We start from the raw sequence: 25,107 nt of genomic DNA, 5'->3' as shown, positions 1-25,107 counted from the left end.
AGTCCGGTCTTAGACCGGGTAAGGCTGTTTATTTTTGGGTGCAAAAAAAAGCAGCGCCGGTCCAGCGCTGCTTTACTTATGTTGCACAGAATGTGCTATTTATTCCCCGCCCATGAACACGTAACGGCCAATAATAAGCACCGCTAAAATCCACATGAGCCAGTGCACCTTGTATTTGCCTTTGCCCGACAGGTTTGCAACCGTTGCGAGCAGCACGTACGTCACGATACCGAATGAGATACCGTTTGCGATGTTGTACGTGAATGGCATAAGCGCCAGCGTGAAGAACGACGGGATCGCATAAACCATATCCGTAAAATCAATTTCTTTGACCGATTGCATCATCAGCACGCCGACGATGATCAGTGCCGCCGCCGTTGCCGAGCCCGGAACGAGCGCTACGAGCGGCGACAGGAAGATCGCAAGCAAGAAGCAGATACCGGTTGTAACGGCAGTCAGACCTGTACGTCCGCCCTGCGCGATACCCGCCGAGCTTTCTACATAGGCAGTAACCGTGCTTGTACCAAGCACCGCGCCGCCGCCGACGCCGATGGCGTCAACGAACATCGCTTTACCGATGCGTTTCTTGCCTTCTTCCGGATTTTTCATGTAACCGGCACGGTTAGCCGTACCTACCAGCGTTCCGAACGTATCGAACAATTCAACGAATGTGAATGTAAGAATAACCGTAACAAGACCAACCTCGAACACGCCGGCAAAGTCAAAATGCCACACGTTCATCGTTTTGAAATTTGGAATCCAAGTTTGACCGCTAAGCGTTTTGCTCACATCTACATGACCCGATAGAATGGCAATAACCGTCGTGCCAAGAATACCGAACAAAATCGCGCCCGGTACGCGGAGTACCATCAGGACAGCAATCAGAAGCAGCGCAATAATCGTAAAGACGACCGTTTCGCTATGGAAGCTGCCCAGCTGAATAACCGTTTCCGGTCCGCTCACCGGTGTAAAAGCGCCTGCTTTAATATCGGTGAAGCTGGAAACGGCAATCGTCATGAGGCCGCTGTTTTTCAAGCCGATAATGGCGATGAATAACCCGATGCCGACCGTGATCGCATGCTTCAAGCTGTCTGGTACAGCTGTGATAAGCATTTGGCGAATTTGCGTCAACGTCAAAATAATAAAGATAAGACCGGAAATAAAGACAGCCGTTAGTCCCATCGCCGGGGTGATCGGCGTATCCGTCGCGGCCGACGCGATAATAACGGATGCGAAATACGCATTGAGACCCATGCCTGGAGCAAGCGCTACAGGGAAGTTGACGAACAGTCCCATCGCAATGGTGAAAATACCGGCAGCGAGCGCCGTAGCCAGAAAGACTGCAGTCCAGTTTAAGCCCGCCGGTGTAAGTATGATTGGATTGACGGCCAATATGTATGCCATCGTCATGAAAGTCGTCAGCCCCGCCATAATCTCTGTTCTGACATTTGTTCCGTGTTCCTTTAAGCGAAAGAAACGTTCCATTTTGATTACTAACCTCCCAAAAATGTAGTGGAACAAACAAAGAAGCCTAGAAAAATGCGAATATCGCATTTCTACTAGGCTCTGCAAAAAGGGAAAAAGTATACTCGCTGGACCGGTGCGAACTTTTTCGCCATTTTCGTAGCCTGATCATTTACGGTGACCGAGTAGAGACTCTCAAGCCGATTCTTGAGATTATACGAAAAAATATGCTGTTGTTGTTTTCCGTTATCAATTCTAATGAGAATACGCCGTTTTTGTCAATACTTTTGACGAACGTTAATGGCAATAAATACCTGAATCATTCGGATTCAAGCGTAAACGGCTTGCGTCGTCCTTGGCGGCATAAGCTCGTTTCGCGGTGAAATATAAGCATCGTATAAGGTCCAAATATACTTTCTTATTTTTAAAAAAAGTTAGGCAAATAAGCTTTGTTCGCCTCGAGCATATCATCCAGCAGACGCTTGCCGACGGCCACGCTTGGGACGAGCGGATGGTGAACCATCGCTTGCAGCGCAGTGCCTCTGTCTCCGCTGACGGCTGCCTCAATCGTTAGTGATTCATATGTTTTGACGGCATGAATAAGTCCTTTTATTTGCTCCGGTACGCGCTGCAGCGGCTGCGGCACAGGACCTTGCGCCGTAACGACGCAGTTGACCTCAATGCTCGCATCCTCCGGCAGGAAGTCGATAATGCCGCCGTTTCTAACGTTAAGCGTCTGTATATCTCTCTTATCCGTGTATAGCGAGTGCATCAAATTGACAGCAGCTTCGGAGTAATAAGCGCCGCCCCGATTCTCCAGCTGCTTTGGCTTCTCGTTCAAATACACATCCTTGTACAGCTCGAAAAGCTCCTCCTCCACCCGGCTGACGACATCCGCGCGCGTGCCGTTCTTCTCTAGCGATTCCTTCATTTCCGCAAGCATCGTATCGGTCATATAGAAGTACCGGAGATAATAAGTCGGGATCGCTCCAAGCGAGCTAAGAAAATCAAAATCCCAATCAAAGGCGGTTACGTTCGCCGCTGAATAATCTTTGCCGCCGTTAATTAATTCCTGCAGCTTATCTTCGCCGTTCACATACGCGGCCGTCACCCAGTGCAGATGGTTGATGCCCACGAATTCAGGCATGACGTCGCGTTCGCTGACGCCGTATTCTTTGGCCAGAAACTTTTGAAAATTTATTGGCGAGTTGCAAAGGCCTACCGTCTTTACGCGGCTGTGCTTCTGCACCGCTTCCGTCACGATGCCCGCCGGATTCGTAAAATTCAGCATCCATGCATCCGGAGCCAGCTCCTCTATGTCTTTGCAAATGTCAAGGATGACAGGCACGGTCCGCAATGCTTTCATCATCCCGCCGGGACCCGTCGTCTCCTGTCCAATAACGCCATGCGAAATCGGAATGTGCTCATCGCGCCTTCTTGCTTCCAGCAAGCCTACGCGCATTTGCGTCGTCACAAAATCGGCTCCGGCAATCGCTTCGCGGCGGTTCAGCGTTAATTTCACGTCTATCGGCAAGCCTGCCTTCTCAACCATCCGTCTTGCCAATTCACCAACGATCGCCAGCTTATGGCGGCCTTCCTCAATATCAACGAGCCACAGCTCGCGGATCGGCATTTCGTCGTATTTTTTGATAAAGCCTTCCACAATTTCCGGTGTATATGAGGAACCGCCGCCGATTACGGCAACCTTTAATTGTTTTTTGGTCATAGGTGTTGAGCCTCCTTAAGTTTTATTGCCTAAAAATGCATCTTCATAAGCATGGTCTTTATTAAAAGGTGATCCTTCTTAATGCCGCATCCGTCGCCGCTTCAATCGTAATGCCGCTGTTGTCCATCGCGCTCATGACCGCTCCAACGACCGGATCGGCCGTAAGCTTAATCGTCTTCGCATAAGGCGCTGCCTCGGCAATCGCTTCTTTAATCCCGTTAATCATATGCGGCGAGCTTCCGCGGGACAGAACGCTGCCCGTTAACACGATATCGAAGGACTCGCGCTCCATGCCGAGCCGCTTAATGAGCGCATTCACTGCGTTTCCATGCTCTCTTCCCGTCTTATGCAAAATGCGGATCGCTACCGCGTCGCCTTGCGAGGCCGCCTCAAACATTACTTTTGCAAGCTCATGCGATGGACGCTTCCCGTTATCTAGCGCATCATCGTACATGTCCTGCACCGACTTATAGCCGAGCCGCTGCGGCACCAGCACACTAAGCAATGTCGGCTGCTCCCTGCCTTCCCAGGCGCGAATCGCGCTGCGGAAGGCATGTATCGCCAGGTCGGTGCCCGAGCCTTGACCATCGCCGAACAAATAGCCGAAGCCCCCGTATTGAAGCTCATCCCCCTGCGGATTGCGGGCTGCCGCGTTAAAGCCGGTTCCGCTAATGATGACCGCACCATACGGTCGATTTGTGCCGGCACGCATGCCGATCATCGTATCGCAAGCTATCGCATGGCGTTCATATCCAAGAGAAGCGATCATCGGGCGCAATATAGCGTAGTCTGGCTCGCGGTCCGCTCCCGCAAGACCAAAATACGCGAACGTTACCTGCTCCTTCATCACGCCTGCATCCCGTAAGGCCTGCCCGCATGCACCTTCAATATTGCGTTTTGTTTCCTCAAAAGCCGTCTGGTGGTTCCCGTTGCCGCCAAGCCCCCTGCCGAGCACGCGGCCGGCTTCGTCCACGAGCAGCGCATGCGTTTTGCTGCCCCCCGCATCTACTCCAAGAAAAATAATGAGAATCACACTCCCGAATGGTGAAATATTCTTAGTGATAAGTTTAAAGCTATCATTGGGTATGCTTTTAGCATAAAACAAAAAACACCGTTCCTCTAATGAGAAGGAACGATGTTATGATACTATCTTACTGTTTATTTAAGTGCGAAGCTCAGACGGGAGCTTTCCGATATGAAGCTTGAACAACCGGTTGAAGTTCGATAAATTGCGAAAGCCGCACTCTGCCGCCACTTCTATAATTTTTTTGTCCGAGGATTCCAAAAGATGAGCAGCTTGTGACAGCCGCAGCTGAATTAAATAGTCCATTGGCGACGTTCCGACGACTTGTACGAACAGCGTGCTGAACCGGGATGGACTAAGATGAGCGGCTTCCGCCAGTTCCCCGAGCGTCCATGGATGAGCCATATCGGATTCCATATGATGCAGAACCGCCCGAATCGTTTCCATTCCCCGAGTATGCTGCGCTTCGCTCACGCTGTTTTTGGCAAAATACCGGTTCACGAAAGCAAGAAATTGAATAAGCCTGGCCCGTATAACCACTTCAAAATGCGGCTCCTTCCGCTCAAATTCGGCCGCCATCTCCGTTATCATCTCACCTAAACGCGCCCGCATCGGATGGTCCCGGTCAAGCACATTGTCAAAACGCTGCCCCATCTCACGGAACGGAACAAGCAGCTCCGCATCATAACGCTGCTCTAATGCAAGATAAGCCGGATCGAACATTATGATGCGCATGACCAGACCCTCCGCTTCGAAAGCGCGGTGCAGATCATTTGAATTGATAAGGATAATATCTCCTTGGTGAAACTCATAGCGGCTCCCGTTAATCAAATAACTGCCGCTTCCCTTTTCGATATAGTTAATTTCCAAAGCGTTATGCCAGTGCAGTCTTTGAAACGTCGGGGTAACCCCTTCCGACTGAGAGATGGCGATGGGAAATGACTGCGGAAGCTCGATATGGTCTTTGCTGACGGAAGGGAACAGCCTCACGCTAATTCCTCCTTAAAAGGTTTGCGAATGCAAACGCGAATACAAAAGATTATAGCAGACAGAAGCCTGTTGACAACATTTGCTAACGGAGATTAATATATAACCAACGGTTAGTAACCGGTGGTTACAAATAATTCGATTAAGGAGGGATACCCATAGTATCAAAAAAGGAATTGCGTTCGGAAGAAACGAAACGATCGATTATCGCTGCAGCCATAAAGCTGTTCGGTGAACGGGGTTACGAATCGGTGACCATTAGGGAAATTGCGAAGGAAGCCGGCTGCTCCCACACGACGATTTATATTTATTTTCAAGATAAGGAAGCCTTGCTTCACGCCTTATCGATGCAGCCATTGCAGCAGTTCAAAACGACTTTGGACTCCGTGGCCGCTGATATGAACCTATCGCCTGCCGAAAAGCTGCAACGGTTGAACGGACTTTTTATCTCGTTTTGCTTGGAGAACCGCAGCATGTATACGATTTTTTTCGAAGTGAAGTCCGCTCGTGTCGATGATCCTGAGCCGGATCTGGAAATTAACCGGCTGCGAAATGAAATGTTCGGCATTATGGCGCAGCTGCTGCAAAACTATCTCGACATACCGGAAGGCGAGCGGCTGCTTGGGTTCTCCCGCATTTATTTTTATATGCTCCGCGGGATCGTGGGCACTTATACGCTGTCGGAGGAATCGGTCGATTCAATCATCAACCGCCTCTCCGCTACGTTCGACGATGCATTTGACGCGCTGCTGCTCGGATTTAAGGAACAACTTACTGAAAGAGGTGCTGCTAAATGACCTTCTTGCTATTCGTCTTTTTGTTCACCGTTGTATGCGGCTGGCTTGATGCCAGACTTACCCCGAAGGAGGCGAAGTAAAATGTTTGCCGGACATTTCGGCCTTGCTGCCGCTGTAAAGGCGATGGAGCCTAAAGTTCCGTTGTGGGCGCTAATGGTAAGCACTCAGCTGCTCGATATCGCGTTTGTCCCTTTGCTTTTGACAGGGGTAGAGTCGATGGAGACGATTGGTGACGGCGGTTACGGCGAAGCGATTATTCATGCGGACTACTCGCACTCGCTTGTTGGCGCACTTTTTTTGTCGGTTATTGCGGGTTTGATTGCATGGCGGGTCTGGAACCGGCGCAGCGCGGTTATTATCGGTTCGCTTACCTTCAGCCATTGGCTGCTTGATTTGCTCGTGCATCGGAGCGATATGGCCATTTTGACTGGTAATTATGGTGATTTGCCGCTGCTGGGATTCAGGTTATGGGAGCTTCCTACCGTTACAGCAATCGTAGAGATAGCGCTAGTCCTTGTTGGTGCTGTATTGTATTTCAGATCGGTGATGGCGAGGTCGGGCGGTCTGAATGGTGTAAAAAGATATCAGCCTTATCTGGCAGGGTCGCTTATGGCTCTATTATTGATACTGTCGTTCGTCAGCGACTATTTCTCTATATAAAAAGAAACGCCTTTCCGCATCGGCTGCTTAGCCGGCGGAAAGGCGTTTTGTATTTGGTGAGCTGCGTGTTACGCGTTTACTCCCACTCGATTGTTGCAGGCGGTTTCGACGTAACGTCATAGACGATACGGTTAACGTTATCTACTTCGTTTACGATACGCACGGAAATTTTTTCGAGCACGTCCCAAGGAATACGCGCCCAGTCTGCCGTCATACCGTCAATCGAAGTGACGGCGCGGATACCGACTGTATAGGAATAAGTACGGGCATCGCCCATAACCCCTACGCTCTTCATGTTCGGAAGCGCAGTGAAGTATTGCCAAATTTCACGGTCAAGACCGGCTTTCGCAATTTCATCGCGCAAAATCGCATCGGATTCACGGACGATATGAAGCTTGTCCTCCGTCACTTCCCCAAGGACACGGATCGCAAGACCCGGACCCGGGAACGGCTGACGCCATACGATAGCTTCCGGTAGGCCGCACTCTTCGCCGACTTTACGAACCTCATCCTTGAACAGCGCTTTAAGAGGCTCCACGAGCTTGAACTTGATGTCTTCCGGCAAGCCGCCGACATTATGGTGGGATTTGATCGTTTGCGCCGTAGCCGTACCGCTCTCAACGATGTCCGTATAAAGCGTGCCTTGCGCCAAAAATTCAAATTCATCCAGCTTGTCCGACTCTTCTTGGAACACGTAAATAAATTCGTTGCCGATAATTTTACGTTTTTGCTCTGGATCTTCAACGCCCTTCAGCTTACCGAGGAAGCGTTCCTGCGCATCGATTTTCAGAACCTTCATGTCAAATTTGCCTACGAATGTTTCCATAACGCCTTCGGCTTCGCCTTTGCGGAGCATGCCGTGGTCGATGAACATGCAAGTAAGCTGGTCACCGATCGCTTTGTGAAGCAGAATCGCCACAACGGACGAATCTACGCCGCCGGAAAGCGCGCACAGTACTTTTTTGTCGCCGACTTGGTCGCGGATTTCGCGGATTGTATCTTCAATGAACGATTCCATCGTCCAGTTGCCGTCGCAATCGCAAATATTGTAAAGGAAGTTGCGGATCATTTCGTTTCCAAATGTGGAGTGACGTACCTCCGGGTGGAATTGTACGGCATAAAACTTACGTTCAGGATGGCTCATGCCCGCAATCGGTGCATGCTCCGTTCTCGCGTCGATCTGGAAGCCCGCAGGCGGTTCGACAACGAGGTCACTGTGGCTCATCCAAACGGTTTGAACCTTGTCGAGTCCGAAACCGATTTGAGTGCCTTCTACAAATTCAACCTCTGCTTTGCCGTACTCGCGTTTGCCCGCACGCTCAACCTTGCCCTCGAGCTGGTGCGACATCAGCTGCATGCCGTAGCAAATGCCGAAAATGGGAATGTTCAAATCGTAAATAGCCGGATCTACAAGCGGTGAATTTTCTTCGTAGACGCTGGCCGGTCCTCCCGAGAATATGATACCTTTCGGCTGTAATTCGCGGATCCGTTCTACCGGCGTGTTGTAAGGCAGCAGCTCGCTGTATACGCCCAAATCACGAATACGGCGTGCAATCAGTTGGTTGTATTGTCCTCCAAAATCAAGAACAACGATGATTTCATTTTGCTTAGTCATTACCGAGCCTCCCTCAATAGATGTAGTAATTATATATAAGGCGGTTTGAGCGAGTCAAGGCGAATAGGTGCGACAAATGTTAGAAAGGCGGAAAGTTGGAGTTGATGACATGATATATTGGGGGAGATGGGAGTTCCGGAGCGGAAAAATGGAACGAATTAAGGCAACGGTAGATGGCAGGATTGAGGTGCAGTAATGCACCTCATTTTGCCAAATGCCGGTAGATGGGGGGATTGTGGTGCAGTAATGCACCTCATTTTGCCAAATGCCGGTAGATGGGGGGATTGTGGTGCATTTTTGCACCTAAATCTCCCGGTTGGCGCATTAAGCGCTAAATATCGCTTAATGCGCCTGAGTTGTAAGTGTGTGAAGACAGTATGTGTGAATTCGTGCTTATTGTGCAACAATGGTGCGTTTAGCGGCTTGAATAATTTTTTGGTGATTAAGCATTAATGCGTGATTACCCTGCTCCTATGGTTGCAGCGCGGACGACGGCTTTGCTTTGTGGAGCGGCCGTTTGTCCAGCACTCGCAGAACGTTGCGGAGCGCAGACGGCGTTGGTGCGCCCGTCCACTGGCCTGGAGGGCTGAACTCAGCCTCCTCGATCCAGGTTGTAAGGCGGCGGAGTGCATCCTGCTGCTCTGCCGCGAGCGCCGGCTCTGCAGCCGCTGCGTATTCACGCGCCGTTAGACTGGGCGCGTGTACGCCGAAGCGGCGATGCAGCAGCGGCGCAAGCGCAGCAGCGACAGCGATAAAGCTGGCGCGCAGATGCGCATTCGCGTCGCGCGGCGCGGATGTATGCCCGCGCCCGCGTGCTTTGAAGTGTCGCGGCGCAAGCTCCTCGTCCGCGACGGTCATTCGCAAGCGCGAATGTGCGCCTTGCGGGCCATGTTGATCCGTCACATGAATCTGTGACGGATCAGAGCTGCTGCGGCGCGGCGCATCGCTTGCGCCGCCGGCAGCTGGCGCGGCTGCGCCGACGAGCCTTGCGACGTCGGCGTGTGCCGCGCCATAGCGGCGCAGCGCCAGCGCAAGGCGCAGCCGCTGGCGCTGCGCCGCAGCAATGGCCGCGGCCGCGAACGCTAGCGCGGCCGCGCCTGCGGCGCCTACAGCGGCGGGCGATGCCGCCGCTGCGCCCTTGGCGGCGCTCTGCGCCGCCTGCGCGAGGGCGTCTGCCCCTCGCGCTACTGCTGAGGCGGCTTGCTCTGCCGCCGCCTCAAACCACCGGGCGAGGCCAGCAAAGCCTGCCTCGCCGCCGGCACCAGCTCCGCCGGCTTCGCCCGCTTCGCCTGCCAAACCTGCTCCCGTTGTTTCGGTCGCGGGAGCATCAGCCGCGCCGCCCAACGAAGCGGCGGACGCGACATTGACGACGCCGCTAAATCCCGGCGTCGGATCAAAAGGCACCCAGCCTGCGCCTGGGAAATAAACCTCAACCCACGCATGCGCATCAGATCCGCGCACCTCGTAGTTTACAAGCTTTGAGCTCCCTTGTTCACTCCCGCTCTCACCAGCTGCGCCTTCAACTGACGAGCTTTCCTGAGCCGGCGTGCCGGACGTGAAGCCCTTCACCCATCTTGCAGGAATGCCTTGCGTGCGCAGCAGCACAACCATCGCCGACGAGAAATGCACGCAGTAGCCTTTGCGCTGCTCAAACAAGAAGTAATCGACGAAATCGGCGCCTTTCGGCGGCACCGCGCTGTCCTCTAACGTATAGGTATAGCTTTCTCGCAAATAATCCTCAATAGCCTTTACCTGATCATACCGGCTGGTTACCCCGCCGCCTGCAATCTCTGAAGCTAAAGCCACAACCCGGCCAGGAAGAGAATCCGGCAGCTGCAAGTACGGCTCAAGCTCCGCTTTTAGCTCTTCAACAGCAATTTCGTCTGCCCGCTGAACTCCCTCGCCATTCTTCTGAACTCCCTCGTCTGCCTGCTGAATTCCTTTGCCTGTCTGCTTGATTCCCTCTTCTGCCTGCTGAGCTCCCTCCCCTGTCTGCTTGATTGCCTCTTCTGCCTGCTGAGCTCCCTCCCCTGTCTGCTTGATTGCCTCTTCTGCCTGCTGAGCTCCCTCCCCTGTCTGCTTGATTGCCTCGCCTGCCCCATGAGCTCCCTCACCCGAGACCGTTTTACCGTTCGTATCGCCGGCTAATGCACGCAGCTGAGCTCCATCCGTAACCGGCAGCACGCTTTCCACCGTATATCGCTCCACTTTTGTCGTTTCGGACTGCGCATACAAGGAACTGGTCTCCGCATTGTATACAAAGCTGCCCAGCTTCCTGCGCGGATCAGCCGCTACAAAATCAGTCACTCGTCCGTATAACCCGGATGTGAACAACGGCATCGCCGCCGTAGGATTCGTCCATACAACCGTTTGACGAATGACCGGTCCGAGCTTCAAGCCGCCTGCGCCTGCGTCAGCTGCTGCCTGCGCTGCTCCATCGGAAGCGCGAACCGGCAGCAGCACCGGGCTGCTCCAAGCTTCGCTCCAGCCGCGCCCATCGTATAGACGCTTTGATTCTCCCCGCCAGTAAGCCTCAACCTCAGAACTGCCCGTAAAAATAACGTTATTATCCTTTCGAACCGGCCCGCCTAACTCCCTATCATCAAAGCCGTAGCCGGTCATTGCGCTTCCCAAGCGAGCCATTCCGGTTTGCCGCATTACGGTGACAGCTCCCTCGTTATGGCTAAGAGAGCTCATGGCATTTTCCAAACGATCTGTTATTGACGTTGTCCAGCCCGCCGGCGGCATAGAAGTTTCCCGCCCGTTCGCAAACAACAGCCCGCAGCCAAGTATGGTCAGCACGACAAAAACCGATCCCGCCACCCAGCGCATGTCCAGCCCCTTCAGCTTGCCGGCTCCGCTTTCAAAAATCCGCTGTACCCGCGGCACAGAAACGATAGCACCAAGCAGCAGTCCCTCCGCGACAGTCCGCATCAAACCGCTCATAACATCTAAGCCAAGCCATACATGAAGCGTAATTAAATAAATGACCGTAAGGCCTGCCAGGCCGAGCGCATTCTGACGCATCCATAAAAGCGATTGAAGGGCAGGGGCAAGCATCGCCCAGCCTATAAACAACAACAAGGTCCGCAGCTCTCCGGACATGGCCCACAGACCATTTTCCATGATCAGAAGCACATGCTCCTTCAGCATAGCCGGGAAACCGATCAACCACTGCAGCTCGCTCTGATTTGACCCTTTGTACAACCACATCAAGCTCAGTACACAGAGTACGATATTTAAAAACAACGTAACTGCCAGCGGTATACGAAAGAGACCTGCCATTATGATGCAGCCAATAACGAGGAGCAATGGCTCCGGATGATAAATAACCGACCACTCGCCTGCATTGACCCAAGGCAGCAGCCATTCGGCCAGCAGACCAAACAGCAAGAGACTTGTGACAAACCGATAAGCAATCGAATCATCGGCCGACTCACTTCGCTGCAGTCCTTGAACGTGCATACTGCCGAGATCATGTCTCACCGCTTTATTCCTCTTAGCTGAACTCTCATCCTTATGCGTAGTCATGCACGTCCCCTCCTTCCTCAGCGAATGGAAGCACATTCATGCCTGCAGGGACATGCAGCCACGTCACCTTGACGCCGCCGCTCTCCAGCCATTTTTGCTGCTCGCGCATAGCGAAGGATGGCACACTGCTTCGCGTAACAATGAACAGCTCCAGCCTGCAGCCCCGTTCCGCCGAATAGCCTGCCAGCTCTCCCCAGCTTCTTCCGCCTCTCCAATCGGCAGTAAACACAAGGATCGTACCGCCGCGCATAAGCCGGTTGCATCCGTCAACGAGACTGCCTGTCAATGCTTCTTTTCCATCCGCCCGCAGCAAAGCCATTTCATGCAGCATGTCTGATACACCAGCATTCAGATCCCCATTCAAAGACGAATGGATCATCCGGAATGGCTCATTAGATTCTTGCTGAATCCCTTTAATCGTCTCTGCTTGCGACTTCACGGCTGCTGCTCCTTGTCCTGCGAGCAGCGTAACGGCGCTGCCCAAAGCAGCTGCCTGCCGCACGGCATGCGATGCCCAGCCGATACACGCGTCGAACAATCGATCATCGCGGTCATAGGCGGAAGCGGCCGTATCTACGGCGATAAATGTTTGGGCAGGCTGCTCCAGCGGAAAGACCTTCGTTTGTAAGCTCCTCCCTTTGGCAGCGCTTCTCCAATCCAAGTGGCGCAGTGAATCGCCCTCCCGATAAGGACGGCTGTCCGGTCCTATGCCCGCAGCCCGCACTGCGGCTGCTATTTCCTGGCGCCCTTCCTCTCCCCGATGGTCGAAAGAAACGGCGGCCGGGGACAAATTCTGCTTTGAAGCGGCGTAACCGCCAACTCGTTCCGCAGCATCCATAAGCTCAGCATGCGGTAAACCAGGCAGCACGACAAACGCTGCTTCGCACTCGACCCGTTTATGAATAGCCGTTAAACCGAGCCAATCTCCAATCGTAACCGAAACGGGACCAAACGGATGCCGACCCCGCCGCAGCTTGTTTAAGGTATAGTGTATCGTTGCCTCTTTCCGAAGCTGCGGAGCGAAAACCGTTCGATAGCTGATTCGCTGATCAGCAGCCGAGCTTTCGTTAACCGTTTCATCCCGTAAAGCCAGCCAAACAAGCGGAACGATGTAGGAGCGCTTCAACGTTAACTGAACCTCAATCTTCCCGCCTTCCACCGTTTCCTGACGCGTCAACTTACGTACGGCAGTCAAGCTGGCTGCCGCAATAGCCGGCGCTATTCCGCTTATGACAATAATCATGCTGAGTACGCTGGTCAAAAACCATTCTACCGCGCCGCCGCGCAGCAGCACGGCAGCTAAGCCGAATGCCCAGCCAACCGCGATTGCCGACCAGGCCAACCATCTCGTGCGGTAGATACCTTCGTTTCCCACATTTGCAGGGTCCGAAGCCCCCTTCCGATTTACATGCCGCGGGGCCGCGTTATGCACGCTTTCGTGATCAGCACCATCCAAGCTCTGCGAATCACGCTGTCCCTCTGGCTGTATGCTCTGCAGCTCACCTTCGTTATCTTCCAGTAATCCGTCTTGAAAATAGGCATTCATCGGCGTTTCCCGCTTCCAAAACCGCTCCCTAATGCTGCAGGAAACGGACATTCCCGAATCGTCCGCCTAATCACATTCACCGCGTCGGCGCCGGTAGCAGCCGCGCTGTACCGGAGCGATAATCGATGCGGCAAAACAGCGTCAGCCGTTGTCAGCAAATCATCAGGCACCGCATAACCGCGGCCTTCCATATAGGCATTTGCCTGCGACGCCCTTAACCAGTCACGCAGGGCGCGCGGACTAAGCCCTAACAGCACCTCCGGCGCGCGGCGCGTAGCTTCAGCAACCTGAACCATATAGTCGAGCAGTACCGGATGCATATGCGTCTGCCTGGCTTCCGCCTGCATCTGCAGCCATTCCTCCGTTGCGATAACGGGACGCAGCCGTTCCGGTTCTACCCGGTTGCCGTCAGCATATTGCTCCAGCATCCGCTTCTCTTCCGCCGATCCGGGATACCCGATCGTAAGCCGCATCATGAAACGGTCCAGCTGCGCTTCCGGCAGCGTGTTCGTTCCTTCGAAGCTCAGCGGGTTCTGCGTTGCGATCAGCATGAACGGAACCGGCAGCTTGCGGGTTTTACCCTCTACAGTGACACGCTTCTCTTCCATCGCCTCAAGCAAGGCAGACTGGGTGCGCGGCGACGTGCGGTTGATTTCATCCGCCAATACGACGTTGCCCATGATCGGACCGGGACGATAGACAAGCTCGCTCGTACGCGTATCGAGCACGACTCCGCCTACAATATCTGCAGGCAGCATGTCGGATGTAAACTGGATTCGTTTGAAATCTCCGCCGACCGCACGGGCGAATGCTTGCGCAAGCAGCGTTTTCCCGACGCCGGGGACGTCCTCCAGCAGTACATGGCCTCCCGCCAGCAGTGCTGTTAGAGTATGTTTAATAACTTGCTGCTTGCCTAGCAATACGCTCTCTACCTTTACTAGTAAACGGTGCAGCAGCACCTGCGGAGCTTCCGGCCAATGGCTATAACGTTCTTCTTTTGCATCCTCTGAAAATTGGGGAGAAATCATCTAATAATTCGCCTCCTGAAAAATAAATCTATCTATTTTTCAGTGTCCCCAGCTTTCACTCTATTTAGACCTGCTAGAAACCCTTTCCTCTACTCCGTTATCCATATTTCACGCTGCTCATCGTTATATACGAAGCTTGTAATTCCGATACCGAATTTTTTCAATGTCTCACGAACCGGAACCACGATCTGCCCGGCAGGCTGATTGGACGGCCTGTCAGCCAGACCCGTCAACCAAAGCAAGCGGTTTCCATTCATATAGGCTTCAATAACGCCATTATCCAAATCCGTCTCCGCGGTTCCGCCGATCCATTCCGTCAGCTTCAGCAGCGAAACCTCGATAGCCCCCTTGCTCACTCCGTATTCCGCCGGCTGAAGCTCCAGCCGTTCCTCGCCGCGATGCAAAATAAGGACAGGCTCCTTTTGCTCAGCTTGCGCCTGGCGGCTGCTGCGGCCCAGCGCCTCCGAAAAATGCGCCAGCTTCGCCCTTTGCGACTCCGTAACCTTCTCCCTGCTCCACTTCAGTTTTTTGGCCACTGTGAATTGAATAGGCTCGACTTTATCCGTTAAAGGGGCAAAAGAATACCCTTTGCTTTTATAGTATTTAATAATAGCAGGCAGCGCCTTTACCGACTCTTCATGCCCGGCGCTGTCATGCAGCAGCACGATAAGCTTATCGGCAAGCTTGGAGCCCTTCACCGTTGCGATAATCTCGGAGGCCGGTACGCCGCGCCGCTTCGAATCTCCGCTGTCCACATTCCAGTCATGCACCTGATAGCCGGCCGCAGCCATCGCATCGAAATATCCTTGGTCAAAATTGCTGTGCGTTCCGCCAGGCGCCCGAAACAACGTCGTTCTTACGCCCGTCGTCCGGTAGATCGCTTCATCGGTTTTCATCACTTGATCCGCAAACTCGGTAAAGCTGCCGTATAATCTCTCATATTTATGATTAAAGGTATGATTGCCGATCGAATGACCTTCCCGTGCGATCCGTTTGGCGATTTTCGGCTGCTCCAGCACATGCTCCCCAAGCACGAAGAACGTCGCTTTTATGCCTTCCTTCTTCAAAAGGCTAAGCACATGCTCCGTGTTTTTACTCGGGCCGTCATCGAACGTCAAATAAACTACCTTTTGATTCGATTCTTGCGACAGCGCTTCGGCTCTATCGTTTGGAAGAGCGGCTGCCTTCACAACAGGCTTCTCCCGCTCCAGCTCTTTGCCAGATTCATAGGATACCGGCTCGGTTAACAGCGGCTGCGCTTCATAATAGGAAACGGAAGCAGAATGCATCGAAGCCGGAACGGCCTCTGCCTCTCTTGCCGCTTCACCCTTATAAACCGCCCAGCCTCCCAGATCAAACATGCCAAACCACACGAACATCACACAAATCGCCGCCTGCACTATCTGCCGCATCCACCCTGCCACCCTTCTCTACCTCCGAAAATGAACTGCCAAGCATTCTGGTAGATTATATGAGCGGCGTTTCTAGTAAATGACTTACACTCTTAATTGATGAGGGATCATTACTATTCTGTGAGGTAAATACCACAAATTAGCGCGCTATTTCACTCCTCTACCAAAATAGTGAGGTAAACCTCACTCCCCATGAAGCTCGCTTCACGGCGAGGTAGATTTACCTCATTAATTAATCCTCCTTCTATCTGCAACAGAAAATGAATGAGCCTCGCCTCATCAATAGTGAGTTTCCCCTCACTATACTGCCCCCCACGCTGTCACGCTTAAATTGGCTCCTAAGCTTCTCTCAAGCCGATTAGTATCATGCGAACATAAATCGAATTTTCATGTACTCTAGCCATACTAATTTTATTTAGCATTAATAATTGAACCTACTAAGCACTTAAAACAATAAAAAAAGCGCCCCCGCCAACCGGCAGGGACGCTTCTTCCTATCGCTTCAGCGCTTAAAATGCAGCAATAATCGCGCCTTTATAAGTGTCTTCAATAAATTTTTTCACTTCCGGGGAACGAAGCGCTTCTGCAAGCTTCTTCATCGCATCGGAGTCCTTATTGTCCGGACGGGAAACGAGTATGTTCACGTACGGGGAGTCACTGCCTTCGATAAACAAGGCATCCGTTGTCGGCACAAGATCAGCTTCAAGAGCGTAGTTGGTGTTGATCAGCGCCAGATCTACTTCGTCCAATACGCGCGGCAGCGTCGCAGCTTCAACTTCTTTAATGTCAAGCTTCTTCGGGTTCTCCGTAATGTCCGCTACAGTACCATTTACGCCAACGCCTTCCTTCAGCGTTATCAATCCGTTTGCTGCCATAAGTGCAAGCGCGCGTCCGCCGTTCGACGGATCGTTCGGGATAACAACCGTAGCGCCTTCCTTCAATTCTTCAGCTTTTTTAACCTTCTTCGAGTACGCGCCGAAAGGCTCGATGTGAACGCCGGCAACGTTAACTAGATCGTAGCCTTTGTCTTTGTTAAACTGATCCAAATAAGGCGTATGCTGGAAGAAGTTCGCATCTATCTGTTTTTCATATAGCTGTGTATTCGGCTGTACATAATCATTAAACTCAATGATTTCCAAGTTTACGCCTTGCTCCTTCAGAATAGGCTGTACAACCTCCAAAATTTTCGCATGCGGCACCGGTGATGCGCCTACTTTCAAGATTACCTCAGCAGGGGTTTCTTCCCCCGCTCCTTGGTTAACCTCCGCGCCGTTCGTATTGTTTCCGGCATTCTTATCTTGACCGCATGCCGCTAAAGCTAGCATTAGCATCATCATAACAACTAAATAACTTGTCTTCTTCATAATTATTCCTCCTGATGTTTTTCTTTTAATAATCTATTTCCTGCTGAAGCGGCGCACGAGTATATCGCCCACCGTTTGCAGCACTTGAACGAGTACGATCAGCAAACCGACGGTTACTATCATGACATCGGTTTGAAACCGCTGATAGCCATATCGGAGCGCTAAGTCGCCGAGTCCGCCTCCGCCGATAACGCCCGACATCGCCGTATAGGAGACTAGCGTCACGGCCGTTATCGTAACTGCAGCCAGAAGTCCCGGCCTCGACTCGCGCAGCAGGACGCGCCGGACAATATCCCACTTCGACGCGCCCATCGCCTGCGCCGCTTCAATGACGCCGCGATCCACCTCGCGCAGCGACGTTTCCACCAGCCTCGCGAAGAAAGGCGTCGCCGCCACGACCAGCGGCGGGATCGAGCCTTCCACGCCTAGAGTCGTACCCGTAATTAGCTTGGTTACGGGCATGATCATAATCATCAAAATAATGAAAGGAACCGAACGCAGTATATTAACGATTAAGGAAAGCACGCCATAGACAATGGGCTGCTGCAGCAGCTGTCTGCGCGATGTTAGGAACAAAATGACGCCGATAATTAACCCGAACAGGATCGTGAACACGAGCGATGCCGCCATCATGAACAGCGTATCATTCGTCGCCTCCCAGATTTCCGGCCAACGAACATTTTCAAAGTCTATGCCTTTGCCTATGCCACTCATATCGATTCCACCTCCAGTCCTTCATCGCGCAGAACGGCAATGACGCTCTCTACCTCGGAATCGCTTCCGATCAACTCAACAATGAGTTGACCGTAGGGCGTCTGCTTCATTCGCGAGACCGTTCCTTGCAGGATCGCAAACTGTACACCCGTAGGCTTCACGGCATTATAAAGAATAGGCTCATAAGTCAAATCCCCGATATACGTCATGCGCAGCAGGCGGCCCGTCCGCTGGTGAAGCAGCTGTCCGTTTGCTCCGCTGTCGGCCACTTGAGCGACAAAATCACGCGTCACCGGATGCTCCGGCTTCAGAAATACATGAAGCACTTCGCCCATCTCGACAATTTCACCCTGGTCAATGACAGCTACGCGATCGCAAATGGAGCGGATAACATTCATTTCGTGGGTAATGAGCAATATCGTAATGCCCAGCTTCGCATTAATATCGAGCAATAAAGCTAATATCGAATTCGTCGTTTGCGGATCAAGCGCAGACGTTGCCTCATCGCATAACAGCACGTCAGGATTGTTCGCAAGCGCGCGGGCAATGCCGACCCGCTGCTTTTGTCCGCCTGACAGCTGCGCCGGATATTTATCTGCATGCTGCTCCAGCTGAACAAGCTTAAGAAGCTCGTCCACCCGCTTACTCACCTCGAACTTCGACAGCTTCGCCAGCACGAGCGGAAAGGCGATATTATCGCGAACCGTAGACATGGAAAGTAAATTAAAATGCTGAAATATCATCCCGATGCGCCGCCGCTGATTTTGCAGCTGCCGTTCCGACAATCCGGTCAGCTCCACATCGCCTACCGTCACCGTTCCCGATGTAGGCTTCTCGAGCAGATTGACGCAGCGCAGCAGCGTGCTTTTCCCCGCGCCCGAATGGCCGATAATACCGAATATTTCACCCTTTTGAACCGTCAAACTAACGTCCCGAACCGCTTCTACCGAAACCGAGCCTAGACGGTAAGACTTTCTGATGTTATGTAGCTTGATCAGTTGTATAACCCCCTATCGGTCAAACAAAACCATATTGTATAAATGTACTAGCAGTATGTCAATGGATAATATTAACCATTTTGCTTTGCGAGTAAACGATATTAGCATAATGGCCGATAAAATAGACCCTCCTATTGTTTCCTGCCCCCAATATTTTACTCTTGCACCAGCAGCAGAAGCGGCAAGAAGCGTATTCAGCCGGAGCAGCTGAATACGCTTCTTTGCTTTCATCATTTTTTGAGAATCAGTTCACCGTCTCTGCCTGCAACTGCTCCACCGCTTCAAGCACCTGCTGCGTATGGCCCTTAATCTTCACCTTACGCCATTCGCGGACGAGCTTCCCTGCCGCATCGATTAGAAAAGTCGAACGGACAATGCCCATATACTCCTTGCCATACAGCTTCTTGAGCTGCCAAACACCATATTGCTCACATACCGTCCTCTCCGTATCGGAGAGAAGCAGGAACGGCAGCTCTTTTTTCTCAATAAAGCGTTGATGCGACTTCACAGTATCGGTGCTGATCCCAAGGATAACCGTGTTATGCTTAAGCATTTCCGCATTCGCATCCCGGAAATCACAAGATTGCTGCGTACACGTCGGCGTCATGTCCCTTGGATAAAAATAAATAACGACGTTGCGCCCACGGTAATCGCTTAATGAAACGTTCTCCCCGTTCGATGCCGGCAAAACGAAATCCGGTGCCATCTCACCCACTTGCGGCTGTGTCATATTTACCTCCATTACTATCTCATCCCAGATGTGAATTGGCGGGTTTACGAGCCCGCTCCGCGATATTTTTTTACCCCGTGATTCCAGAGCGCCAAACCAAGCGAGAAAACAATGATGCCCATGACAGGCGTCATCATCGCCATTCGTGACAGGTCATCCGCCTTTTTCTCGAGGAAATAGGATGCCGGAATAACCCCGACGAATGCGAACGGCAGCAGCCATGTCAGCACGAATCGAATCATTTTGTTATAAATGTTAACCGGATAACGGCCGTAGTTTTGAATGTTATACATAAGCGGCACGATGCCGGTCGGCGCATCCGAATAAAACGAGATGGCACTTAGCGCCGTATACAGCCCTGCGTATATCAGCACTGCGCCAAGTACGAGTACTATAAGCATCAGAACGTCAAGCAGGTGGAACGGCAGGTCCAATTGCGTCCAGCAGAGCGCCATTATAATAGCACCAACAAAGGAACCGATGAGCGAAGGCGGATCCACATTTTCGAGCAGCACCTGATATAAGCTATGCGCCGGCCTTGTAAGGACGCGGTCCATCTCGCCCTTTACAATGTAACGCTCGCTGAAATTCCAGATGCTGAAGAAGGTGCTGAACACACCGAACGGAACCATGAAGAAGCCGTATACGAACACGACCTCGGCCTCCGACCAGCCGCCGAGCGACGGCGTATGCTGGAACACGATCAATATAAATATAAGGTTCATCCCCTGGAACAAGAGGTCCGAAAGCACCTCGATCCAGAAATCCGCCCGGTAAGTCAGCCTCGTCTTTGCGTAATTTTTAATGTATTCCCAGAACAACGATGCATATCTCATCATCTCGATTACCCCCCCTGCACGAACAGCCGTCTGCGGGCGGCGCGCCACGTCCACCAGATCGGCACCAGCAATCCAATGAACCATATCACCTGCAGGCCAAACACCTGTCCAATCTCGCTGTCCGGCGTCCGCCCCGTAAATACGGAGCTTGGCAAATACGTAATCGCTTGAAACGGCAGCCACTGCATAATGGCGGACAGCCAGCCCGGGAAAAAGGCGATCGGCACGACAACGCCTGAGAATAAGTCCACCATCACGCGCTTCATGCGCATCATGCCTTCATTATTTTCAACGAAAAAGGCGAACAGCCCGGTCAAAATATTAATTTGAGAATTAATAAGAAAGCTGAAAAACAGCATAACTAGATAAATAAGCCAGGTCATCGGTTCCGTCGGCAGCGTAACCGGGAAAATGAGGCAGACGATAATCATCCCCGGAACCATAAACAGCAGCATCCGGAATAGTCCTTCTCCGAAGCCTTGCATCATTTTTACAAGCAAATACGAATAAGGTCTTATCAACTGCACCGCAACGCTGCCGTCTCGAATTTCATTCGCAATTTCACGGTCCAGATTATTAAAATAAAACGCGCGCGCCATCCACGATACCGCGACGTAGGTCGTCATTTGGTTCACGGTAAAACCAGCCAACGTTTCCTTGTCACCGTAGATCGCTTGCCACAGAAAATAATACGCGCCGATGTTAATGGCATAAATAATAATGCCGCTGTAATAATTAACGCGGTAAGCAAGCATCATGAGAAAGCGGATCCGAATAAAATCGATATAGGCGCTCATCATGACTGGGACGTCTCCTTCGAAACGGCAGCGGAGCCCGATTGGTAAATTCCGCGGACAATATCGTCTGTATTCGTCTCGAAAATTTTGATGTCGCGTATTTCCACTCCGCCTACAACGCGAGCCAGCGCGTCGGATACGTTGACCGCATGCGGCAGCCACATTTTTGCGGTTACATCATTTTCCGGCGTCCACGTTACATCTAATGATTCGGTTAATTGCTTCAGCTTCTCAATCGGCGTGTGTCTTGCGAATTGGAACTGAATTTCACGTCCCTTGCTCCACCGGTTTTTCAGCTCATCGAGACCGCCGTCATAAATAATGCGACCGTCATCGAGCATGATAACACGTGAGCAAAGCGCCTCGATATCTTGAAGATCATGCGTCGTCAGCAATATCGTCGTTCCCTGCTCCTTGTTCATCTGCATGAGGAAGTCACGAATCTCCGTCTTCACAACGATATCGAGGCCAATCGTCGGCTCATCGAGAAATAGGATCGAAGGGTTATGAAGCAGCGAGGCAACGAGCTCGCAGCGCATCCGTTGACCTAAGCTTAGCTTACGAACGGGACGGTTCAACAGATCACCAAGCTGAAGACGCTCGACGAGCTCATTCAGGCGCTTGCGGAAGTCCTGCTCCGATACGCGATACACTTTGCGCAGCAGCTGGAAGGATTCGATAACGCCGATATCCCACCATAGCTGGGAGCGTTGTCCGAAAACGACGCCGATGCCGCCGACAAACTTCTCGCGGTCCTTGTAAGGAATGAAGCCGTTAACCTTGATATGGCCCGATGTTGGAACCAAAATGCCCGTCAGCATTTTAATCGTTGTCGACTTGCCGGCTCCGTTCTCTCCGATATAGCCGCAAATTTCTCCTTCCGGAATTTGAAACGATATATCTTTAACCGCCGTAACTTCGTTATATTCACGCTTAAATAAATCCTTGAGCGCGCCGGATAAGCCTTCACGGTTTTTTTGGACATTGAATTGCTTGCGTAAATCCTTCACATCAATGGCTAACATCTGGTAATTGAAGCTCCTCTCACTTCGACATTTCCTAGGAAATAGCGATCTTTTTTTACCAAAAACGATAAAACTTGATTCTAGGCGCCGTTCAGCTTTATAATTTTATGATATGTAATCATACATTAGTTAACGCCTAGCGTAAACGACACCGTCATCCTTCTCTGGGAGATCAGTCATTTGCTGTGGTATAGGAGCCGTTGCTTACATGTGAATTTCCTTCTTTTTATTACAAAGTATCATTCAGTCCATGAAAGGAGCACTACTAACGAAATGCGTACACAGAAGAATAAGAAAAGGCGATGGAAATGGTTTTTTATCAGTCTCTCAGTCATCCTGGGCGCGGCTGTCGCGTTTGCGATTTACTGGAGCGTTGGCGTATATAATGCACTAGATAACTTCGATAATTCAAAAAATGAAACAGCAACAAACGATAATCCCGAAGCCTCACCTGTTCCTATTCCCGAATGGGAAGGTACCGAACGAGTAAACATTTTGCTGCTCGGCGGTGATGCCCGCGGCTTAGACGAGGGTCAAACGGCAAGATCTGACTCTATATTAGTAGCTTCATTTGATCCCGTTACGAAAAAAGCCCACCTCTTCTCTGTCCTTCGGGATACGTATGTTGATATCGAGGGCCATGGCCGCGGACGGATCAATACGGCATTAGCGTTAGGCAATTATCCGCTTGCTATGCAAACGGTTGGTGACCTGCTCGGTCTTGATATTCAATATTATGTATACACCGACTTTGAAGGATTCAAAGCGCTGATCGATACGATTGGCGGCATTTACTTTGACGTCGAGAAGGATATGCAATATACGGATAATGCGGACGGCAACCGGTACGATATTGATCTCAAAAAAGGTTATCAGCTGCTCGATGGCGACAAGGCGCTCCAGTATGTGCGCTTCCGCCATGATGCCATGAGCGATTTCACCCGTACGGAGCGTCAGCGCAACTTCCTGCAGGCGGTTTCCAAAGAGCTGCAGTCGACATGGAACATTATCCGCATGAAAAAAATACTCGAAAGCGTTCAGCCCTACGTGGATATGAATTTGAGCGTAAGGGACATGCTGCAGCTAGGTCAGCTTGGCGTTAAAAGCCATGTGGCCGGCACTACACAAATTCCGCCAATGGAATTGATCGCCGAGGATCGCGTCGGCGGCGCTTCCGTCATCGGAATAAGCGACGAAGACGATCTGCGCGAGTACGTACAAATGACGCTCCAATCCGACGAAACCGTCCCTGAGCCAACGGACACAGTAACCGGGACTGACGGTTCGATGAATGATAGCCCGGATGACTCAGCCGTGGACGAGGAACAGCAATAGGTTACAGCTACACGCAACAGCTCACGCTTGTTGCGTGTATTTTGTTGCCCTTTTACCCGGTTAGGCGGTCCAAGAATTCAATTCCTTAGCTAAGGAAATAAATTAACAATTTAAAATAAATAAGCACTTGGAGGGACCTTTCCATGACGATACAACGACCAAATTCCGAACAGCTTTATGATGAAGCGCTGCAGCATATCGTCGGAGGCGTAAACAGCCCTTCGCGTTCCTATAAAGCGGTAGGCGGCGGTGCGCCGGTGTTCATGAAGCGGGGCGAGGGCGCCTATTTTTGGGACGTCGACGACAACCGGTACATCGATTATTTGGCCGCCTACGGCCCTATCATTACCGGGCATGCTCATCCGCATATTACAGAGGCCATTGTTCGCGCCGCACAGAACGGCACGCTTTACGGAACGCCAACCGAGCTGGAAATCGTACTGGCCCGCATGCTGAAGCAGGCTATTCCGTCGCTCGACAAAGTGCGTTTCGTCAACTCCGGCACAGAGGCTGTCATGACGACCATTCGTGTCGCGCGCGCTTATACGAAGCGTTCAAAAATCATTAAGTTCGCAGGCTGCTACCACGGCCATTCCGATCTCGTGCTCGTCGCTGCCGGCTCCGGTCCATCGACGCTCGGCATTCCTGACAGCGCCGGCGTACCGGCCAGCATCGCCAATGAAGTGATCACGGTGCCGTTTAATGATTTAGCGGCATTAAAGGCTGCGTTAGATCGCTGGGGTGACGATACTGCGGCCGTTATGGTTGAGCCGATTGTCGGCAACTTCGGCATGGTTATGCCGCATGAAGGCTTCTTAGAGGGCCTGTGCAGTCTCACCCGCGAAGCTGGTGCACTGGTCATCTATGACGAAGTCATAAGCGCCTTCCGTTTTCATTACGGGGCAGCCCAAACCTATGCCGCATTCCCTGACCGCCAAGCTATCGAGCCCGATCTGACCGCGCTTGGCAAAATCATCGGCGGCGGTCTTCCGATCGGAGCTTACGGCGGACGCCGTGCAATAATGGAGCAGGTCGCTCCGCTCGGCCCTGCTTATCAAGCGGGCACGATGGCAGGCAATCCTGCCTCGATCTCGGCTGGCATCGCCTGCCTTGAGCTGCTTCAGGAGCCAGGCATCTACGATAGAATGGACGCGCTGGCTGCCAAGCTTGCGGCTGGTCTACAGGCTGCTGCAAAGCAAAATGGCATTCCGCTGACGATCAATCAAATTCGCGGCTCATTCTCCGCACATTTCTGCGATCATCCGATTACGAATTATGAGGAATCGCAGGATACGGATGGAGAGCTGTTCGGCAAGTTTTTCAAGCTGATGCTTGATCAGGGCATTAACCTCGCTCCTTCTAAGTACGAAGCATGGTTCATGACGACGGCGCACACGGAAGCCGATATTGATGCAACGATTAATGCGGCTAACTATGCTTTCTCAAGGCTGTAGCAACGCAGCTCAGGCGAGCGTTCTTATTGATAATTGACACCAAATAAACGGGCAGGCGATG

20 protein-coding genes and 1 riboswitch are annotated in these 25,107 nt (G+C 52.0%); of the genes, 4 read left to right on the top strand and 16 right to left on the bottom strand.

The genetic code is table 11. From position 1 onward, the window contains the following. Positions 1–99: 99 nt before the first annotated feature. From DFP97_RS01020 to DFP97_RS01005, 4 genes are all read right to left on the bottom strand, one after another. Positions 100–1,485 carry an NCS2 family permease gene (locus DFP97_RS01020; RefSeq protein WP_114378110.1) on the bottom strand — a complete coding sequence of 462 codons (1,386 nt, stop codon included), beginning with the start codon at positions 1,483–1,485 and terminating at the stop codon, positions 100–102. Between the two features lie 119 nt (positions 1,486–1,604). After that, positions 1,605–1,705: riboswitch (purine riboswitch) on the bottom strand. Between the two features lie 183 nt (positions 1,706–1,888). Continuing rightward, positions 1,889–3,190 (bottom strand): 6-phospho-beta-glucosidase, encoded by a 1,302-nt coding sequence (locus DFP97_RS01015; RefSeq protein ID WP_114378109.1) that lies wholly within the window; start codon positions 3,188–3,190, stop codon positions 1,889–1,891. A gap of 61 nt (positions 3,191–3,251) precedes the next feature. After that, complete coding sequence (locus DFP97_RS01010; RefSeq protein ID WP_245975806.1) at positions 3,252–4,223, bottom strand: N-acetylglucosamine kinase; 972 nt, start codon at positions 4,221–4,223, stop codon at positions 3,252–3,254. A gap of 129 nt (positions 4,224–4,352) precedes the next feature. Next, positions 4,353–5,204, bottom strand: coding sequence for an AraC family transcriptional regulator (locus tag DFP97_RS01005; RefSeq protein WP_114378108.1), 852 nt, complete (start codon positions 5,202–5,204; stop codon positions 4,353–4,355). Positions 5,205–5,377: 173 nt separating this feature from the next. Here DFP97_RS01005 and DFP97_RS01000 point away from each other — a divergent pair, with 173 nt between their 5' ends. Next, complete coding sequence (locus DFP97_RS01000) at positions 5,378–5,998, top strand: TetR/AcrR family transcriptional regulator (RefSeq protein WP_245975805.1); 621 nt, start codon at positions 5,378–5,380, stop codon at positions 5,996–5,998. An 81-nt stretch (positions 5,999–6,079) separates the two neighbouring features. Next, positions 6,080–6,658 (top strand): permease, encoded by a 579-nt coding sequence (locus tag DFP97_RS00995; RefSeq protein WP_114378106.1) that lies wholly within the window; start codon positions 6,080–6,082, stop codon positions 6,656–6,658. A 76-nt stretch (positions 6,659–6,734) separates the two neighbouring features. On the opposite strand, the gene guaA is transcribed toward DFP97_RS00995, so the two are convergent. The 12 genes from guaA to DFP97_RS00930 form a co-directional block, all read right to left on the bottom strand. After that, a complete protein-coding gene (gene guaA / locus DFP97_RS00990) occupies positions 6,735–8,273 on the bottom strand; it encodes a glutamine-hydrolyzing GMP synthase (RefSeq protein ID WP_114378105.1) in 1,539 nt (512 codons plus the stop codon). A 471-nt stretch (positions 8,274–8,744) separates the two neighbouring features. Beyond that, positions 8,745–11,804: a transglutaminase-like domain-containing protein gene (locus DFP97_RS31105; RefSeq protein ID WP_245975803.1), complete on the bottom strand. Its 3,060-nt coding sequence runs from the start codon at positions 11,802–11,804 to the stop codon at positions 8,745–8,747. Further along, entirely contained in the window at positions 11,791–13,401 is a 1,611-nt protein-coding gene (locus tag DFP97_RS00980) for a DUF58 domain-containing protein (protein WP_114378104.1), read from the bottom strand. Before DFP97_RS00980 ends, DFP97_RS31105 begins: the two co-directional genes overlap by 14 nt. Next, positions 13,347–14,378, bottom strand: coding sequence for an AAA family ATPase (locus DFP97_RS00975; RefSeq protein WP_114378103.1), 1,032 nt, complete (start codon positions 14,376–14,378; stop codon positions 13,347–13,349). The genes DFP97_RS00980 and DFP97_RS00975 overlap by 55 nt, the downstream gene beginning before the upstream one ends. Before the next feature lie 89 nt (positions 14,379–14,467). Next, positions 14,468–15,790, bottom strand: coding sequence for a polysaccharide deacetylase family protein (locus DFP97_RS00970; RefSeq protein ID WP_114378102.1), 1,323 nt, complete (start codon positions 15,788–15,790; stop codon positions 14,468–14,470). 509 nt (positions 15,791–16,299) lie between these two features. Next, positions 16,300–17,154, bottom strand: a complete 855-nt coding sequence (locus DFP97_RS00965) for a MetQ/NlpA family ABC transporter substrate-binding protein (RefSeq protein WP_114378101.1) — start codon at positions 17,152–17,154, stop codon at positions 16,300–16,302. Positions 17,155–17,187: 33 nt separating this feature from the next. Further along, positions 17,188–17,868 (bottom strand): methionine ABC transporter permease, encoded by a 681-nt coding sequence (locus tag DFP97_RS00960; RefSeq protein ID WP_220271113.1) that lies wholly within the window; start codon positions 17,866–17,868, stop codon positions 17,188–17,190. Next, on the bottom strand, positions 17,865–18,866 hold the full coding sequence (locus DFP97_RS00955; RefSeq protein ID WP_114378100.1) for a methionine ABC transporter ATP-binding protein: 1,002 nt from the start codon (positions 18,864–18,866) through the stop codon (positions 17,865–17,867). The genes DFP97_RS00960 and DFP97_RS00955 overlap by 4 nt, the downstream gene beginning before the upstream one ends. A 244-nt stretch (positions 18,867–19,110) precedes the next feature. Further along, positions 19,111–19,608 carry a thioredoxin-dependent thiol peroxidase gene (bcp, locus tag DFP97_RS00945; protein ID WP_245975801.1) on the bottom strand — a complete coding sequence of 166 codons (498 nt, stop codon included), beginning with the start codon at positions 19,606–19,608 and terminating at the stop codon, positions 19,111–19,113. Between the two features lie 32 nt (positions 19,609–19,640). Continuing rightward, entirely contained in the window at positions 19,641–20,432 is a 792-nt protein-coding gene (locus DFP97_RS00940) for an ABC transporter permease (RefSeq protein ID WP_114378324.1), read from the bottom strand. A gap of 8 nt (positions 20,433–20,440) precedes the next feature. Next, a complete protein-coding gene (locus DFP97_RS00935) occupies positions 20,441–21,235 on the bottom strand; it encodes an ABC transporter permease (protein ID WP_114378097.1) in 795 nt (264 codons plus the stop codon). Beyond that, positions 21,232–22,257 carry an ABC transporter ATP-binding protein gene (locus DFP97_RS00930; RefSeq protein WP_114378096.1) on the bottom strand — a complete coding sequence of 342 codons (1,026 nt, stop codon included), beginning with the start codon at positions 22,255–22,257 and terminating at the stop codon, positions 21,232–21,234. Before DFP97_RS00930 ends, DFP97_RS00935 begins: the two co-directional genes overlap by 4 nt. A 273-nt stretch (positions 22,258–22,530) precedes the next feature. On the opposite strand from DFP97_RS00930, the gene DFP97_RS00925 reads away from it, so the two are divergent. Both DFP97_RS00925 and DFP97_RS00920 read left to right on the top strand, forming a co-directional pair. Next, positions 22,531–23,592, top strand: coding sequence for an LCP family protein (locus tag DFP97_RS00925; protein WP_114378095.1), 1,062 nt, complete (start codon positions 22,531–22,533; stop codon positions 23,590–23,592). A gap of 143 nt (positions 23,593–23,735) precedes the next feature. Then, the gene (locus DFP97_RS00920; protein ID WP_114378094.1) at positions 23,736–25,046 is read left to right on the top strand and encodes a glutamate-1-semialdehyde 2,1-aminomutase; all 1,311 of its coding nucleotides are present in this window, start codon (positions 23,736–23,738) and stop codon (positions 25,044–25,046) included. Positions 25,047–25,107: the final 61 nt, after the last annotated feature.

The sequence above is a fragment of the Paenibacillus prosopidis genome (assembly GCF_003337375.1).
In the GTDB taxonomy this organism is placed as follows: Bacteria; Bacillota; Bacilli; order Paenibacillales; family Paenibacillaceae; genus Pristimantibacillus; species Pristimantibacillus prosopidis.
Note: the sequence above shows the minus strand (reverse complement) of the source record. Positions and strands in the feature narration are given on the sequence as shown.